Raw genomic sequence first — 13,258 nt, forward strand, 5'->3', positions numbered from 1 at the left:
ACAACGAGGCTCCCGAAACGGGGGCCTTTTTGTTGCCCACAATTCCTCTAACACTACAAAACAACTGTGGGAGCGAGCCTGCTCGCGAAAGCGGTGTGTCATTAACAATGATGTCGACTGATACAGTGCCTTCGCGAGCAGGCTCGCTCCCACAGGGGATCATCGCCAACTCAGGCCACGCGTTCCTCGCCCGGACTGCGCTCGAAGTAGCGCTTGTACTCACGACTGAACTGCGACGTACTCTGATACCCCACCCGATGCGCCACCTGCGCCACGCCCAGTCCTTCGGCGACCAGCAAGGTCTGCGCCTTGAGCAAGCGCAGGCGCTTGAGATACTGCACCGGCGACAACAGCGTGCTGCGCTTGAAGTGCTCGTGGAAGGACGACACGCTCATGTTGGCGCAACTGGCCAGAGTCTCGACGTTCAGCGGCTCGGTGTAGTGCGCATGCAAATGGCTGATTGACGCCGCGACCCGGGCGAACTGCCCCTGCTGTTCGACCAGTGCGCGCAACACATCGGCCTGCGGCCCGCGCAACGCAGTGAACAACAATTCGCGGACCCGCGCCGGTCCGAGAATCTGCCGCTCCAGCGGATCGTGCAGGCAACGCAGCAAGCGTTCGACACAGCCGCGCATGTCATCGTCGAGCACCACCGAGGTCATCGACTCCGGTGTCTGCGCCGGAATGTGCCGCCCCGGCGCCAGCCCCATGGCCAGCACCAGCTCGCCGAGCAACACCCGGTCGATGGCCACCGATACGCCCAGCAATGGCGCGTCCGGCAAGGCAAAGGTTTCACACTCGAACGGCACCGGCAGCGCCTGAATCAAGTAGTGCCCGGCGCCATATTCCATGGTGCGCGGGCCGAGGAACGCCAGTTTGCTGCCTTGGGCGATGATCATCAGGCTCGGCTCATAAATGTGCGGGCCACGCGCCACGTCGCAACTGGCGCGCAACACCTGCACACCGGGTAACCCGGTCTGGCTGTAACCGTCGCAAAGCGCCAGCGGCTCGATCAGCGAAACCAGCGTGGCATTGGCATCAAGGTGGCGAGTCAACTGCATCGGAGGGGTCTTCAAAAAAGTCACGGAAAAAGGCATGCAAGCATCATCGCAGATCCTTTTGCCAATGCGCTTGCCCAGACCTGCATGCCGGAGGATTAGGCATGAGACCCGGAGGAATCGTCATGGCCGCAGCGGCAGTCGGCGCCCAAAATGCGCCACCTCACCTGTCACTGCTTCTGCGAGGTTTTTCATGTACACCGCTATCGGTTATGCCGCTCAATCGGCCACCACTCCCCTCGCCCCGATGAAATTCGAACGCCGCAGACCGCGCGCCGACGACGTGGCGATCGAGATCCTGTACTGCGGCGTCTGCCACTCCGACATCCACCAGGCGCGCAACGAATGGGGCATCGCCGTGTATCCGTTGATGCCCGGGCACGAAATCGTCGGCAAAGTCACTGCCATCGGTGCCAACGTCACTCAACATAAAGTCGGCGACCTGGTCGGTGTCGGTTGCATGGTCGACTCTTGCCGCACCTGCGCCGCCTGCCAGCAGAACCTCGAGCAATACTGCCTCGAAGGCCCGACCATGACCTACGCCACCCCGGACCGGGTCGACGGCAGCAACACCATGGGCGGTTATTCGGACAGCATCGTGGTCAGCGAGCACTTCGTGGTGCGCATTCCGGAAAAGCTGGATCTGGCCAGCGCTGCACCGATCCTCTGCGCCGGCATCACCACCTACTCGCCGCTCAAGCACTACGGGGTCAAGGCCGGCGACAAGGTCGGGATTCTCGGCATGGGCGGCCTCGGCCACATGGGCATCAAGTTCGCCAAGGCCATGGGGGCGGAAGTCACGCTGTTCACCCGTTCGGCGAGCAAGGCCGAAGAAGGCCGTCGTCAGGGTGCCGACCATGTGATCGTCTCCACCGATGCCGAGCAGATGGCTGCCGCCGCAGGCCAATTCGACTTCCTGCTCGACACCATTCCCGTACAGCACGACCTCAACCCGTACCTGCAAACCCTGCGCTTTGATGGCGTGCACATTCTGGTCGGCCTGATCGAACCGATCGATCCGCCCGTACACGCCGCCAACCTGGTGCTGGGCCGTCGCGTCCTGGCCGGCTCGTTGATCGGCGGTATTGCCGAAACCCAGGAAGTGCTGGATTTCTGCGCCGAGCACAACATCACCTGCGACATCGAAATGCTCGACATCCGCCAGATCAACGAAGCTTACGCGCGGATGATTGCCGGTGACGTGAAGTACCGCTTCGTGATCGACATGGCGACCTTGAAGCTTTAAACCTTCAGACCGAGTTCTGCCGAGAGCCGGGCTGTGACCCCTTTGATCAGGGGAATCAGCTCGGCCATTTTTTCCAGCGGCATGTACGGCACGGTGCTGGCGATGCTGATCGCCGCGACAATGCGCTTGCTCGCATCGCGAATAGGCGCCGCCACGCAGCGGATCGACGGTTCGTTGTCCTCCAGATCGAAGGCATAGCCGCCGGCCACGTACTCGGTCATGCGCTGCTCGAGCTGTTCCCACGATTGCTGGGGATGCTGCGGCCAGAACTGACTTTTCCCACCCGCCGGCAGGCTGATGTCGTACAGGCGCTGCCAATCCTGCGGCGCATCATCGAGCATCAACGCCTTGCCGATCCCGGTGCGCGCCAACGGCATGCGGTGGCCGACACGCGAACGCATTTCCGGGCCGTTGCGCCCCGGATTCTTCAGCAGGTACAAGACCTCATCGCCCTCACGAATGCCCAGGTGCACGGTGTCGCCGGTCAGCGCTGACAACTCGTCCAGATACGGCCCGGCCAGACTCACCAGCGGCAACTCTTCACGCGCCTGAAACCCCAGCTCGATCAGCTTCGGCCCCAGCAGATAGCCGATTTGCGGCACTACGCGCAAATAGCGCTCGTCCACCAGGCAACTGGCCAGACGATGGGTGGTGCTGCGCGTGGTGCCGATCAGCCGGGCAATCTCTTTCAGATCGCGGGCGCCACTGGCCACCGCGTGCACCACACCCAGGCCGCGAAGCAGCGTCTGGGTGCCGGTGGGTGCGGCGTCCTTGGTTTTTTCCGGGGCGTCTTCCTGCATATCCAGCCTTTACCGTTGAGCGAGGGAACGGGCGGCATTATGGTCGCCCGACGCAGACGACTACAACTCGATACGCTCGACCTTGCCCACCAGCAGCACGTAGGACAATGCACCGATCAGCGCCAGAACCGCGATGTAAGTAATCGCCGGTGCGAACGAATCACCGCTGGCGAGGAAACCGATGACAATCGGCGTGGCAATTGCCGACAGGTTGCCGATGAAGTTGAACACCCCGCCGGTCAGCCCCAGCAACCGCGCCGGAGCGAGGGTCGAGACCAGCGACCAAGTGATCGATGCCAATCCGTTACCGAAAAACGCCAGCGCCAGGAAGGCAATCACCAGCGGTGTCGATTCAACGAAGTTGGCACCGATGATCGAGGTGGAAATCAGCAGTCCGCCAATGATCGGCAACTTGCGCGCGAAGCCGACGCTGCAGCCACGGCGGATCAACAGATCGGAAAAGAACCCCGAACACAGCACGCCAATGAACGCGGCAAGAAACGGCAGCGACGCCAACAGGCCGGATTTGATGAAGTCCATGCCGCGATATTTCACCAGATAGGTCGGAAACCACGTCAGGAAGAACCACAGCGTCGAGTTCAGGCAGAACTGGCCGAGGTAGATGCCCCACAACTTGCGTTTGCTCAGGACGATGCCGAGATCGGTCCAGCTGAATGAGGCCTTGGTTGCTTGCGCTTGAATGTCTACCAGTCCGCCACCCTCGCGGATCAGGTCAATCTCCGCGTTGTTGGCGCCCTTGAAGTCTCGCGGTTCGCGATACACCGCGTACCAGATCAGCGCCCAGATGATGCCTGCCGCACCGGTCGCGACAAACACCATGTGCCAGCCGAACTCATGTTGCAGCCAGGCCAGCACCGGGGTCAGAAACGCCAGCCCGACAAATTGCCCGGAGGTGTAGAAACCAATTGCCGTGGCCCGCTCGCGCTCGGGAAACCAGGTGGTGACCACGCGGCTGTTGATCGGATAGGCCGGTGCTTCCAGCGCGCCGACCGCCATGCGCAATACGAACAGCGCGATGAAACTCGCGGCAAAACCGAGCAGCACCGTGGCCAGCGACCACAGCAGCAGCGCGACGCTGTAGAGAATGCGCGGCGGCACCCGATCCACCAGCCAGCCGCCGGGGATTTGCATCGCGGCGTAGGTCCAGCCGAATGCGGAGAAAATCAGCCCGACGTGAACCGGGTCGATGCCCAGTTCGCTGGTCAGCGCAGGCGCGGCAATCGACAGGTTGCTGCGGTCGAGGTAGTTGATGACCACGGTGATGAACAGCAGCACCATGATGAAAAATCGCTTGCGGCTGGGCGTGACTAAAGACGCCTGCCCGGTGAGGGTTTGCGTTGGCATGGGGGTGCCTCTTTTTATGATTATTTGAGGTCATTGACGCTAATCTCCCATCCATGGAGATCAACACTGTGGGAGCGAGCCTGCTCGCGAAAGCGTCGGGTCAGTCACATCGATGTCGGATGTGACATAGCATTCGCGAGCAGGCTCGCTCCCACAGGGGGACACAGGTGATTCAGAGACTCACCACTCGGCAAAACTGCCGTCGGCATGACGCCAGATCGGGTTGCGCCAGCGGTGGCCGACAGCGGCACGCTCGACCACATATTCCTCGTTGATCTCGATACCCAGCCCCGGCCCGTTCGGAATCTTCACGAAGCCCTGGTCGTAGTCGAACACCCGCGGATCCTTCACGTAGTCGAGCAAATCGTTGCTCTCGTTGTAATGGATACCCAGGCTCTGCTCCTGGATAAACGCGTTGTAACAAGCCGCGTCGAGTTGTAGACACGCCGCCAGCGCAATCGGCCCCAGCGGGCAATGCAGCGCCAGCGCCACGTCATAGGCTTCGGCCATGTTGGCGATCTTGCGGGTTTCGGTGATGCCGCCGGCGTGGGAGGCATCCGGCTGGATGATGTCGACGTAACCTTCGCTCAACACCCGTTTAAAGTCCCAGCGCGAGAACAGCCGCTCACCGAGGGCAATCGGCGTGCTGGTCAACGGCGCCAGCTCCTTCAGCGCTTCGTAGTTTTCACTGAGCACCGGCTCCTCGATGAACATCAGTTTGTACGGGTCGAGCTCCTTCATCAGCACCTTGGCCATCGGCTTGTGCACCCGACCGTGGAAGTCGACGCCGATACCGACGTTCGGCCCGACCGCATCGCGCACGGCGGCGACATTGGCCAGGGCCAAATCGACTTTCTCGAAGGAATCAAGGAACTGCAGTTCTTCGGTACCGTTCATTTTGACTGCCGTAAAGCCACGGCTCACTGCCTCTTTCGCGGCACGTGCGGTGTCGGCCGGACGGTCGCCACCGATCCACGAATACACGCGGATCTTGTCACGCACCTGACCGCCGAGCAGATCGCTGACCGACACACCAAGGGCCTTGCCCTTGATGTCCCACAGCGCCTGGTCGATACCGGCCAGCGCACTCATGTGGATCGCGCCGCCACGGTAGAAGCCACCGCGGTACAGCACAGTCCAGATGTCCTCGATGTTGCGTGGGTCTTTGCCGATCAGGTAGTCGGACAATTCCTCGACCGCAGCCGCGACGGTATGGGCGCGGCCTTCAACTACAGGCTCGCCCCAACCGGTCACGCCCTCATCGGTTTCGACCTTGAGGAAGCACCAGCGCGGCGGGACGATGAAGGTGGTGAGTTTGGTGATTTTCATCTGCTTGTCTCTCTTGTTAGATGCAGCGCACGCAGCGCCGGATAAATCTCAGCGAAGGGCTTTCCATGCGGCCACGTAGGCTTTGGCATTGGCGGCCACTTGCTCAACCGTCATGCCCGGTTTGAACAGGCCGGAACCGAGGCCGAAACCTTTCACGCCGGCGTCGATGAACGCTTGCATGTTGTCCGGGGTGATCCCGCCGACCGGCGCCAGCACCGTCCCGGAAGGCAACACCGCGAGCCACGCCTTGACCACTGCCGGGCCCATCTGCTCGGCCGGGAACAGCTTGAGAATGTCCGCGCCCTCCTCCAGCGCCGCGAAGGCTTCGGTCGGCGTGGCGACACCCGGCGACAGGTACAGCCCCGCCGCTTTCGCTGCACGCAACACCTTGGCATCGCTGTGCGGCATGACGATCACCTGGCCGCCAGCCTCTTTCACCAGTTCGACCTGCTCCGGGGTCAGCACCGTACCGGCACCGATCAGGCAATCGGCGGGCAAGGTCTGACGTAGGATGCGGATACTTTCGTACGGCGACGGGGAATTGAGCGGTACTTCGATGACGCGAAATCCGGCGGCATACAGGACTTCTCCGACCGCTGCGGCTTCCTGCGGATGCAGGCCACGCAGGATTGCGATCAGACCGTTTTGTGCCAATGCTTGCTTGAGCATGTCAGGCCTCCAGTCAGGGTTAACGGGATGAGGAATCGAGCAGTCCGGCGGCCAGCGCCAGTTGCCACAGCCCACGCTCGGTGGCCTGCTCGGCCAGCGTGACGCGAGCGAAACCGCAAGCCTCGAGGACACGGCCGTAACGGGCGCAGAGTTGCGCGTTGCCAATAAGGATGATTGCAGGCAGATGCACGCTGTGGCGCCGACGCCGCTGCACGGCGGCAAGCGCCGCCAGTTCATGGCCGATCATCAGCCCGGACAGGTAATCCGCTTGCGCCGTCGGGGCCAGTTCGCCGGTCAGGCCCAAGGTGCGTGCACTGAATAATGTGGAGAGCAGACCCAGTTCGCCGTCCGCCGACAGCGCCACTTGTACGCCACGGTCAAACGCCAGCCCATCGAACGCTGCACCCTGTTGCTGGGTACGCCCGAGAATGCTGTGTTCACTGAGCACGGCGAACACTTCGCCGGTCATGAACGTATCGAAATGCGTGATGCAGCCGTCGATCACTTCCACCCACTTGGAATGGCTGCCCGGCAGACCGATCAACAGATCGCCGCCCGCCTCGGCCGGCAGGTTCTGCAGTACGCCGAGGACTTGGGTTTCTTCACCGCGCATGACATTGGGCAGACGAGAGCGCTGGATCACGCCCGGCACGATATGCACCCGTGTGCCGCGCAGGCTGACCAGCGTTTGTAGGGAGTTTCCGAGATTGGCGACGTTCGCCGGCGTCTCGCAGTAGGCCGCTTCGCGCCAGCCCTGGGCGCTGCCGACCATCCCGCAGGCGATCACTGGCAGATCCGGCTGCGCATCGAGCCAGTCGCCACACGCCTCTTCGAAGGCCAATTCAAAACCGTCGGCGCATTCACCACCGTGGATGACTCGCGGCGTCTTCGGTAACTGCATGATTCCGGACGACAGCGCACGCTGTTCCAGCACCACTGCGCCCGCCGCGAGTTTGTAAGCACGTAATGAGGTCGTCCCCCAATCGAGCGCGATCAATTGCGCCTGCATCGCATCACCTGTTTTGTTTTTGGCAGTGAGTGCGACGGACTATAAACCTTGGCGCCGATAAATCTCAATATATAAATATCATTCCCATATTATGGGATTTACAAGTGTAACAAGCGTTTTTCTGCCAAATCTTTAAAATGCCGGCCGCGTCCATGCGGCGACCGCTCTCAATATGTTCAGGGAAGAAAAAATGAAAACCGCTTTAACGGCGTTACTGCTCTGTGGCGCACTCTGCTTCGCGGCGATTGCCAGCGCCTTGCCCGCTATCAAGGAGGGTGATATCTGGGCTTACAACACCCGGCCGGGTGAAGAAGCCTCGACCTTGACCATCCTCAAAATCGAAGGTTATCCGCATTACGGCACCGTAGTGCATATCCGCGTTGATGGCATTCGGATGATTAACCCGGTCACCGGAGGCGAGTTCACCGCAATGCCCCACCTGCCTTTCCAGGCCGAGGCTTTGCAGCGCAGCCTGACTCGGCGCGTGGGAGAAACGGCGCAGATTCCGGATTTCAGCCAGGGCTACACCTACTGGAAAGCGGCCTTCGATGAAGAGAAGGCCGGGGCTTTCAAGATTTCCGTGCGTAAGACGCTTGATGGGTTGCTCAGCGGCAACTGGGAAATGACTGATGATGACACCGCCAAAACCACATCGACGCCCTGACGATCATCCCTCGGCAAACTCGCGCAACACCTTGCCATCCATGCGATAGCGCACCCACTCTTCCTGCGGCTGCGCACCAAGGGATTTGTAGAATTCGATGGCCGGGGTGTTCCAGTCCAGCACACTCCATTCGAAGCGGCCGCAGTCGTTGTCGCAGGCGATTTTCGCCAGATGCCGCAGCAGGGTTTTACCGGCACCGCCGCCGCGCTGTTCGGGGGTGATGTAGAGGTCTTCGAGGTACAGGCAATTGCTGCCGAGCCACGTCGAATAGCTGAAGAAGAACACCGCAAAACCGATCGGCACACCGTCACGCAGGCAGATCAGGCCATGGGCCGTGGCGCCTTCACTGAACAGGCTGCGCTCGATATCGGTGACGCTGGCGATCACTTCGTGGCGGGCCTTTTCGAAATCTGCCAGTTCGGTGATGAAGGCGAGGATTTGCGGCGCATCGCTGGGGGTCGCCGGGCGGATTTCGATCGTCATGAACGGGCCTTGTCGGAAAAGGGAAAGCGCCATACTAAGGCCGGATGCGGCGCTCGTCACATGGCAACACAGAGAATATCCTGATCCAATATTGCAAACAGTGTGGCTTTCGCGAGCAAGCCCGCCCCACAGGAACTTCGCCAGTCTGAAAGGATGCTCATGAACCTTGAGATTTTTATGCCCGTGGAGGAGCTAGCAGCCGTACTGCTGCCCCACGCTCTGGAGACCTCCGACGACGGTGCCCACGACCTCGCTCACTTGCAACGGGTCTGGCACACCGTGCGCACCTTGCAGGCCGAGGAAGGCGGAGACTTCGAAGTGTTGCTCGCCGCCGTGCTGCTGCACGATTGCGTAGCTGTCGAAAAGAACTCGCCGCTGCGCTCGCAGGCCTCGCGCCTTGCCGCTGACAAAGCCGCTAACGTGCTGGCCGATCTGGATTGGTCCGAAAGCAAAATCAGCGCCGTCAGCCACGCCATCGAAGCCCACAGTTTTTCCGCCAACATCACCCCGCTCACCCTCGAAGCGAAACTGGTCCAGGACGCCGATCGTCTCGATTCGCTGGGCATGCTCGGCGTCGCCCGTACCTTCTACGTTGCCGGGCGCATGGGCAGTGCGCTGTACGATCCATGCGACCCCGAAGCCAAGACACGCGACTACGATGACACACGCTTCTGCCTCGACCACTTCCAGACCAAACTGCTGCACCTCGCGGACGGTTTCCAGACTGCCGCCGGTCAGCGTCTGGCGCAGATCCGCCATCAGCGTCTGGAGGGTTTCATGGAGCAGTTCAAGGAAGAGATCGGCATTGATGCCGCACTTCGCCAATAGACCGTTCGTCGTTCATCAGGCACCAATCCAATTCAAGGGCAGACCAAACACAGGTAAGGAATTCAATCACTGGAGAAGCCCTATGATCCCGTCAAGGTTGACTGCCCTCGTTTTCGCCGCCCTGCTGAGCCCTGCGGTTTTGGCCGCTTCTACCACCGCAGCGGGCACAGGCCCCACCGATCCGGTTCCATCACCGCGCGCCCCGGCCATTAACAGTGCCCCAGGCATGAACACCGATGGCTCCGGGGTTCCATTGATCAACCAGCCACCTGCCACTGGCACCGACCCACGCACCCAAGGCAGTGACCCCGGACGCCAGGGGGGCATGAACACCCCCGACTCCCCCGCCACACCCGATAACGCCGGCCCCGGCATCGGCTCGAAAACCACCACCGGTGGCTCGGGTTCCGAAGGCAGCGGTCAGTAGTTCGCCGACGCGAGCGTCCTATTCACATCCATGAAGAGGTAACCATGAACGTCGATAAAAACCTGGAAAAAGAAGTCCTTACCCGCCTGCTGCATGCCCATCCGAGCGGATTGGGCAAAGAGGTGCTGGACAACTATCGCGGTGAGAAAGTCGTGGCCAGCGCCCTCGCCGCCCTGCAGGATCGCGGACTGATTCACCATGGTCATGTGACCTGCAACGAGGCCGGCGAACACTCGTTGAATCTGCCGATCAAGCTCAGTGCCGCGGGCGTTGAAGCGGCGCGAAAGCTGGATGTCTAGAAGGGGTGATTGTGTGAACACATGATCTTTTAAGAGCTGCCGCTGGCGGCGATCTTTTGATCTTGCTTTTTAAAATCAAAAAATCGCAGCCTTCGGCAGCTCCTACACATGAAACCCATCTACTGGTGCAAGGAGAAATCCCATGCCTCGTGGAAGCAAAGACAAATACACCGCCGAGCAGAAGCGCAAGGCCGAACACATCGAAGACAGCTATGAGAAAAAAGGCTTGTCGAAGGATGCAGCCGAAGCGCGGGCCTGGGCGACGGTCAACAAACAGTCGGGCGGCGGCGAAAAGGCTGGCGGCTCCGGACGCAGAAAACCGGCGAGTGCCAAGTCCGAAGATCGCAAAGAATCATCGCGGCGAGCGGTGGCCAGTCGCGAGGGACATGCGCGCGACAGCAAGGCGTCGCGCGAGACGCAGACTGTGGACAGTCTGAGGAAAGAGGCGCGGGCGAAGAATATCGCCGGGCGCTCTTCGATGCGCAAGGATGAGTTGATTGCGGCGTTGCGCAAAGCGGGCTGATCCATATTTTTTGTGCTGAGCCGTACGGCCCCTTCGCGAGCAGGCTCGCTCCCACAAAGGGAACTGTGAACGACGCAAATCTCCCTGTGGGAGCGAGCCTGCTCGCGAAAGCGTCAGTTCAGTCGCCGCAGGACTCGCGGATAAAAACATCCACTTCAGCCGCCCCCGGCGCCGTCGCCGGCCCCCATCGCGTCACCGCCAAAGCCGCTGCCGCATTCGCCCGCCGCGCCGCCTCATGCGCATCCAGGCCCTGCGCCAACCCGGCGACAAACACCCCGGCATGCGCATCCCCCGCACCGTTGCTGTCCACGGCTTTCACGGCGAACCCCGGCACATGCTGACGTTCACCGGCCTGCTGAATCCAACAACCCTGCGGCCCGTCGCGTACCACCAACAGCACGTCTTGCGGTAAGTGTTCAGCGAGTCGGTCCAGTGCCGCGCCAATGTCCGCAGCTCCGGTGAAGCGCAACGCCTCGACGCTGTTGCTGGTCCACATATCAATGCGCGGCAGCAGCGCTTGCATCAACGCCGAGTCCGGCGACTCGACCAGCGGGCCCGGATCGAACACCACGTTGATCGCGTCCGGCAGCGCCAGCGTCCAGTCCAGCAAAGCTTGCGCCTTGCCTGCATGCAGCAGGCTGTAGCCGCTCACATACACGTAATCGCCCGCTTCGGCGGCCACGCTGTTCAAATCCTCCTCGGTCACCTCACCTTCAGCGCCGATGTAGGAAATGAAACTGCGCTCGGCCGACGCATCGGTCAGCGCCACGCAAATTCCGGTGTCGCGTTGCGCAGGCGTCGGGATGCCGATATGAATGCCTTCATCCTTCATCGCCTGACGCGCCAGATCACCGAAACGCCCACTGCCGTGGCGACCGAGATAAACCACCGGCAAACCATTGCGCACGGCAGCGGCCATCACGTTGAAACCGCCGCCGGCCTCGAACGCCGCAGACTGCGCCAGCACATCGCCGCCGATTTGCGGCAACTGATCCACCGCCATGACCAGGTCGATGATGACCTGGCCGGTGTGCAACATCTTAGGCATGAGCATTCTCGACTTGCGCGGCGCGGCGATCTTTTGCCCCGCCGAGAATCAGGTAAATGCCACCGGCCACCACGAAGGTCACGATCCAGCCCAGACCGTTGTGGCCCAGCCACGAGTCAGACAGGAAGCCTTTGAACCAGACGTTCTCGGCGGTGGTGCCGATGGTGGTGAAACTGAAGCCGAGCACGATGGCAATCGCCCACGCGCCGAACGCACGCCACTCGATGCCGCCGCGATACCAATAGGCGCTGCTCGGGCTGACATCGATCAGGTCTCTGGGGCTGTAGTAATGACGGTGAATCAGGTCGACCACGAAGATCCCGACCCACGCAGTGATCGGCACCGCCAACAGGGAAATGAAGGTGATGAACGGGCCGTAGAAGCTGTCGGCAATCAGCATGAAGTAGATCGAGCCGGCGAAGATCGCGACGATGTCGACCACCACTGCGTACACGCGTTTGACCTTCAGACCGAGGGTCAGCGTGGTCAAACCGGCGGAGTACACCGACAGGTTGTTCGACAGCAGCAAGCCACCGAACGCGGTGATCAGGTACGGCACGGCCATCCAGGTCGGCAGCATGTCGCGGATCGCCACGATCGGGTCAGTCGCCGATGCCAGATCGTTGTTGCCCACCGACAGCAGGCCGCCGAGGGTGATCAGCAGCACCAGCGGAATCCCCGCACCGAACGCCGCCGAGGCGACCAGCCGTACAGCCTTGACGCTGCGGTGCTGATAGCGCGACATGTCCGCACCGGCGTTAGCCCAGCCGATCCCGGTGCCGGCGGCCATGGTGCCGATACCAATGATCATCGCGCTCAGCGGCGCTGGCGTGGCGTTGAACACCGCGCTCCAGTCGATGGTCGCGCAAAGGAAGCCGCCGACCAGAATGTTCAGCGCGCCGAACACGTAGGTCGCCCACTTCTGGATCACCAGCAACGTCGCGTGACCGAGGCCGGAAACCGACAGGGTCAGCAACACGAAAATGGCGATGAAGAGCAGGGTCAGCACGGGCGCGCTTTTCGCTTCAACCGGTGAGCCGAACAGGATCGAACACAGCGACAGCAACACGAATGCCGCGGTGGTGGTGTTGACGGTTTCCCAGCCCAGACGCGACATCAGCGAGACCAGGGTCGGGCCGATATTGCCGCGCACGCCGAAGATTGCCCGCGACAAGGTCAGACTCGGTGCACGACCTCGGCGGCCGGCAATCGAGATGATCCCCACCACCGCAAACGAACCGGCGGCGCCGACGATGGCAACGATGATCGCCTGCCAGATCGCCAGCCCGCGAAACGCCACCAGCGTGGCGCCCAGCGGCAAACCGAGAATGGAAATGTTGGCGGCGAACCAGACCCAGAACAGTTGCAGCGGATGGCCGGTGCACTCGGCTTCCGGCACCGGCTCGATCCCCCGGGTTTCCAGTTGCCCGGCGCTTTGCCCGACGTTTGATGAACTCATGAACAGTGCTCCTGTTTGCCTTTATTGTGGTTGTGGCAATGACGCAAAACG

Annotated in this window: 15 protein-coding genes; 6 read left to right on the forward strand and 9 right to left on the reverse strand. The window is 61.5% G+C overall.

The features are described from left to right. Positions 1 to 170 precede the first annotated feature (170 nt). Entirely contained in the window at positions 171 to 1,061 is an 891-nt protein-coding gene (locus ACM6HV_RS23915) for an AraC family transcriptional regulator (protein ID WP_047295740.1), read from the reverse strand. 190 nt (positions 1,062 to 1,251) lie between these two features. Here ACM6HV_RS23915 and ACM6HV_RS23920 point away from each other — a divergent pair, with 190 nt between their 5' ends. Then, positions 1,252 to 2,304 carry an NAD(P)-dependent alcohol dehydrogenase gene (locus ACM6HV_RS23920; protein WP_414905444.1) on the forward strand — a complete coding sequence of 351 codons (1,053 nt, stop codon included), beginning with the start codon at positions 1,252 to 1,254 and terminating at the stop codon, positions 2,302 to 2,304. On the opposite strand, the gene ACM6HV_RS23925 is transcribed toward ACM6HV_RS23920, so the two are convergent. From ACM6HV_RS23925 to ACM6HV_RS23945, 5 genes are all read right to left on the reverse strand, one after another. Next, entirely contained in the window at positions 2,301 to 3,104 is an 804-nt protein-coding gene (locus ACM6HV_RS23925) for an IclR family transcriptional regulator (protein ID WP_041069258.1), read from the reverse strand. The two genes, ACM6HV_RS23920 and ACM6HV_RS23925, sit on opposite strands and share 4 nt — an antisense overlap. A 60-nt stretch (positions 3,105 to 3,164) precedes the next feature. Next, complete coding sequence (locus tag ACM6HV_RS23930; RefSeq protein ID WP_414905445.1) at positions 3,165 to 4,469, reverse strand: MFS transporter; 1,305 nt, start codon at positions 4,467 to 4,469, stop codon at positions 3,165 to 3,167. A gap of 180 nt (positions 4,470 to 4,649) precedes the next feature. Continuing rightward, on the reverse strand, positions 4,650 to 5,798 hold the full coding sequence (gene dgoD, locus ACM6HV_RS23935; protein WP_145594237.1) for a galactonate dehydratase: 1,149 nt from the start codon (positions 5,796 to 5,798) through the stop codon (positions 4,650 to 4,652). A 48-nt stretch (positions 5,799 to 5,846) separates the two neighbouring features. Further along, the gene (locus tag ACM6HV_RS23940; protein WP_041069252.1) at positions 5,847 to 6,467 is read right to left on the reverse strand and encodes a 2-dehydro-3-deoxy-6-phosphogalactonate aldolase; all 621 of its coding nucleotides are present in this window, start codon (positions 6,465 to 6,467) and stop codon (positions 5,847 to 5,849) included. 19 nt (positions 6,468 to 6,486) lie between these two features. Next, entirely contained in the window at positions 6,487 to 7,476 is a 990-nt protein-coding gene (locus tag ACM6HV_RS23945) for a 2-dehydro-3-deoxygalactonokinase (protein ID WP_414905446.1), read from the reverse strand. 190 nt (positions 7,477 to 7,666) lie between these two features. Between ACM6HV_RS23945 and ACM6HV_RS23950 the strand changes: the two genes are divergently transcribed. Further along, positions 7,667 to 8,140 (forward strand): hypothetical protein, encoded by a 474-nt coding sequence (locus ACM6HV_RS23950; RefSeq protein ID WP_108183467.1) that lies wholly within the window; start codon positions 7,667 to 7,669, stop codon positions 8,138 to 8,140. A gap of 3 nt (positions 8,141 to 8,143) precedes the next feature. Here the strand turns inward: ACM6HV_RS23950 and ACM6HV_RS23955 are convergent, their stop codons facing one another. Beyond that, positions 8,144 to 8,623, reverse strand: a complete 480-nt coding sequence (locus ACM6HV_RS23955; protein ID WP_007961964.1) for a GNAT family N-acetyltransferase — start codon at positions 8,621 to 8,623, stop codon at positions 8,144 to 8,146. A 159-nt stretch (positions 8,624 to 8,782) separates the two neighbouring features. On the opposite strand from ACM6HV_RS23955, the gene ACM6HV_RS23960 reads away from it, so the two are divergent. The 4 genes from ACM6HV_RS23960 to ACM6HV_RS23975 all read left to right on the forward strand — a co-directional run bounded on the left by ACM6HV_RS23960 (position 8,783) and on the right by ACM6HV_RS23975 (position 10,700). Next, on the forward strand, positions 8,783 to 9,451 hold the full coding sequence (locus tag ACM6HV_RS23960; protein ID WP_414905447.1) for an HD domain-containing protein: 669 nt from the start codon (positions 8,783 to 8,785) through the stop codon (positions 9,449 to 9,451). An 82-nt stretch (positions 9,452 to 9,533) separates the two neighbouring features. Further along, positions 9,534 to 9,878 (forward strand): hypothetical protein, encoded by a 345-nt coding sequence (locus tag ACM6HV_RS23965; protein ID WP_414905448.1) that lies wholly within the window; start codon positions 9,534 to 9,536, stop codon positions 9,876 to 9,878. 44 nt (positions 9,879 to 9,922) lie between these two features. Beyond that, complete coding sequence (locus tag ACM6HV_RS23970; RefSeq protein WP_007961959.1) at positions 9,923 to 10,177, forward strand: hypothetical protein; 255 nt, start codon at positions 9,923 to 9,925, stop codon at positions 10,175 to 10,177. A gap of 142 nt (positions 10,178 to 10,319) precedes the next feature. After that, on the forward strand, positions 10,320 to 10,700 hold the full coding sequence (locus ACM6HV_RS23975; RefSeq protein ID WP_145594247.1) for a Rho termination factor N-terminal domain-containing protein: 381 nt from the start codon (positions 10,320 to 10,322) through the stop codon (positions 10,698 to 10,700). A 118-nt stretch (positions 10,701 to 10,818) separates the two neighbouring features. Here ACM6HV_RS23975 and ACM6HV_RS23980 read toward each other — a convergent pair whose 3' ends face one another. Together ACM6HV_RS23980 and ACM6HV_RS23985 are read right to left on the reverse strand one after the other, a co-directional pair. After that, positions 10,819 to 11,748, reverse strand: coding sequence for a PfkB family carbohydrate kinase (locus ACM6HV_RS23980; protein WP_414905449.1), 930 nt, complete (start codon positions 11,746 to 11,748; stop codon positions 10,819 to 10,821). Further along, positions 11,741 to 13,207, reverse strand: a complete 1,467-nt coding sequence (locus tag ACM6HV_RS23985; protein ID WP_414905450.1) for a purine-cytosine permease family protein — start codon at positions 13,205 to 13,207, stop codon at positions 11,741 to 11,743. The genes ACM6HV_RS23980 and ACM6HV_RS23985 overlap by 8 nt, the downstream gene beginning before the upstream one ends. Positions 13,208 to 13,258: the final 51 nt, after the last annotated feature.

The sequence above is a fragment of the Pseudomonas sp. IT-P260 genome, from assembly GCF_949768395.1.
Taxonomy (GTDB): domain Bacteria; phylum Pseudomonadota; class Gammaproteobacteria; order Pseudomonadales; family Pseudomonadaceae; genus Aquipseudomonas; species Aquipseudomonas parakoreensis.

Coding starts and splice junctions, on each gene's coding strand:
- ACM6HV_RS23950 (WP_108183467.1), top strand. CDS start 7,667: ATGAAAACCGCTTTAACGGCGTTACTGCTCTGTGGCGCACTCTGCTTC.
- ACM6HV_RS23955 (WP_007961964.1), bottom strand. CDS start 8,623: ATGACGATCGAAATCCGCCCGGCGACCCCCAGCGATGCGCCGCAAATC.
- ACM6HV_RS23965 (WP_414905448.1), top strand. CDS start 9,534: ATGATCCCGTCAAGGTTGACTGCCCTCGTTTTCGCCGCCCTGCTGAGC.
- ACM6HV_RS23975 (WP_145594247.1), top strand. CDS start 10,320: ATGCCTCGTGGAAGCAAAGACAAATACACCGCCGAGCAGAAGCGCAAG.
- ACM6HV_RS23945 (WP_414905446.1), bottom strand. CDS start 7,476: ATGCAGGCGCAATTGATCGCGCTCGATTGGGGGACGACCTCATTACGT.
- ACM6HV_RS23915 (WP_047295740.1), bottom strand. CDS start 1,061: ATGCAGTTGACTCGCCACCTTGATGCCAATGCCACGCTGGTTTCGCTG.
- ACM6HV_RS23970 (WP_007961959.1), top strand. CDS start 9,923: ATGAACGTCGATAAAAACCTGGAAAAAGAAGTCCTTACCCGCCTGCTG.
- ACM6HV_RS23925 (WP_041069258.1), bottom strand. CDS start 3,104: ATGCAGGAAGACGCCCCGGAAAAAACCAAGGACGCCGCACCCACCGGC.
- ACM6HV_RS23960 (WP_414905447.1), top strand. CDS start 8,783: ATGAACCTTGAGATTTTTATGCCCGTGGAGGAGCTAGCAGCCGTACTG.
- dgoD (WP_145594237.1), bottom strand. CDS start 5,798: ATGAAAATCACCAAACTCACCACCTTCATCGTCCCGCCGCGCTGGTGC.
- ACM6HV_RS23930 (WP_414905445.1), bottom strand. CDS start 4,469: ATGCCAACGCAAACCCTCACCGGGCAGGCGTCTTTAGTCACGCCCAGC.
- ACM6HV_RS23980 (WP_414905449.1), bottom strand. CDS start 11,748: ATGCCTAAGATGTTGCACACCGGCCAGGTCATCATCGACCTGGTCATG.
- ACM6HV_RS23985 (WP_414905450.1), bottom strand. CDS start 13,207: ATGAGTTCATCAAACGTCGGGCAAAGCGCCGGGCAACTGGAAACCCGG.
- ACM6HV_RS23940 (WP_041069252.1), bottom strand. CDS start 6,467: ATGCTCAAGCAAGCATTGGCACAAAACGGTCTGATCGCAATCCTGCGT.
- ACM6HV_RS23920 (WP_414905444.1), top strand. CDS start 1,252: ATGTACACCGCTATCGGTTATGCCGCTCAATCGGCCACCACTCCCCTC.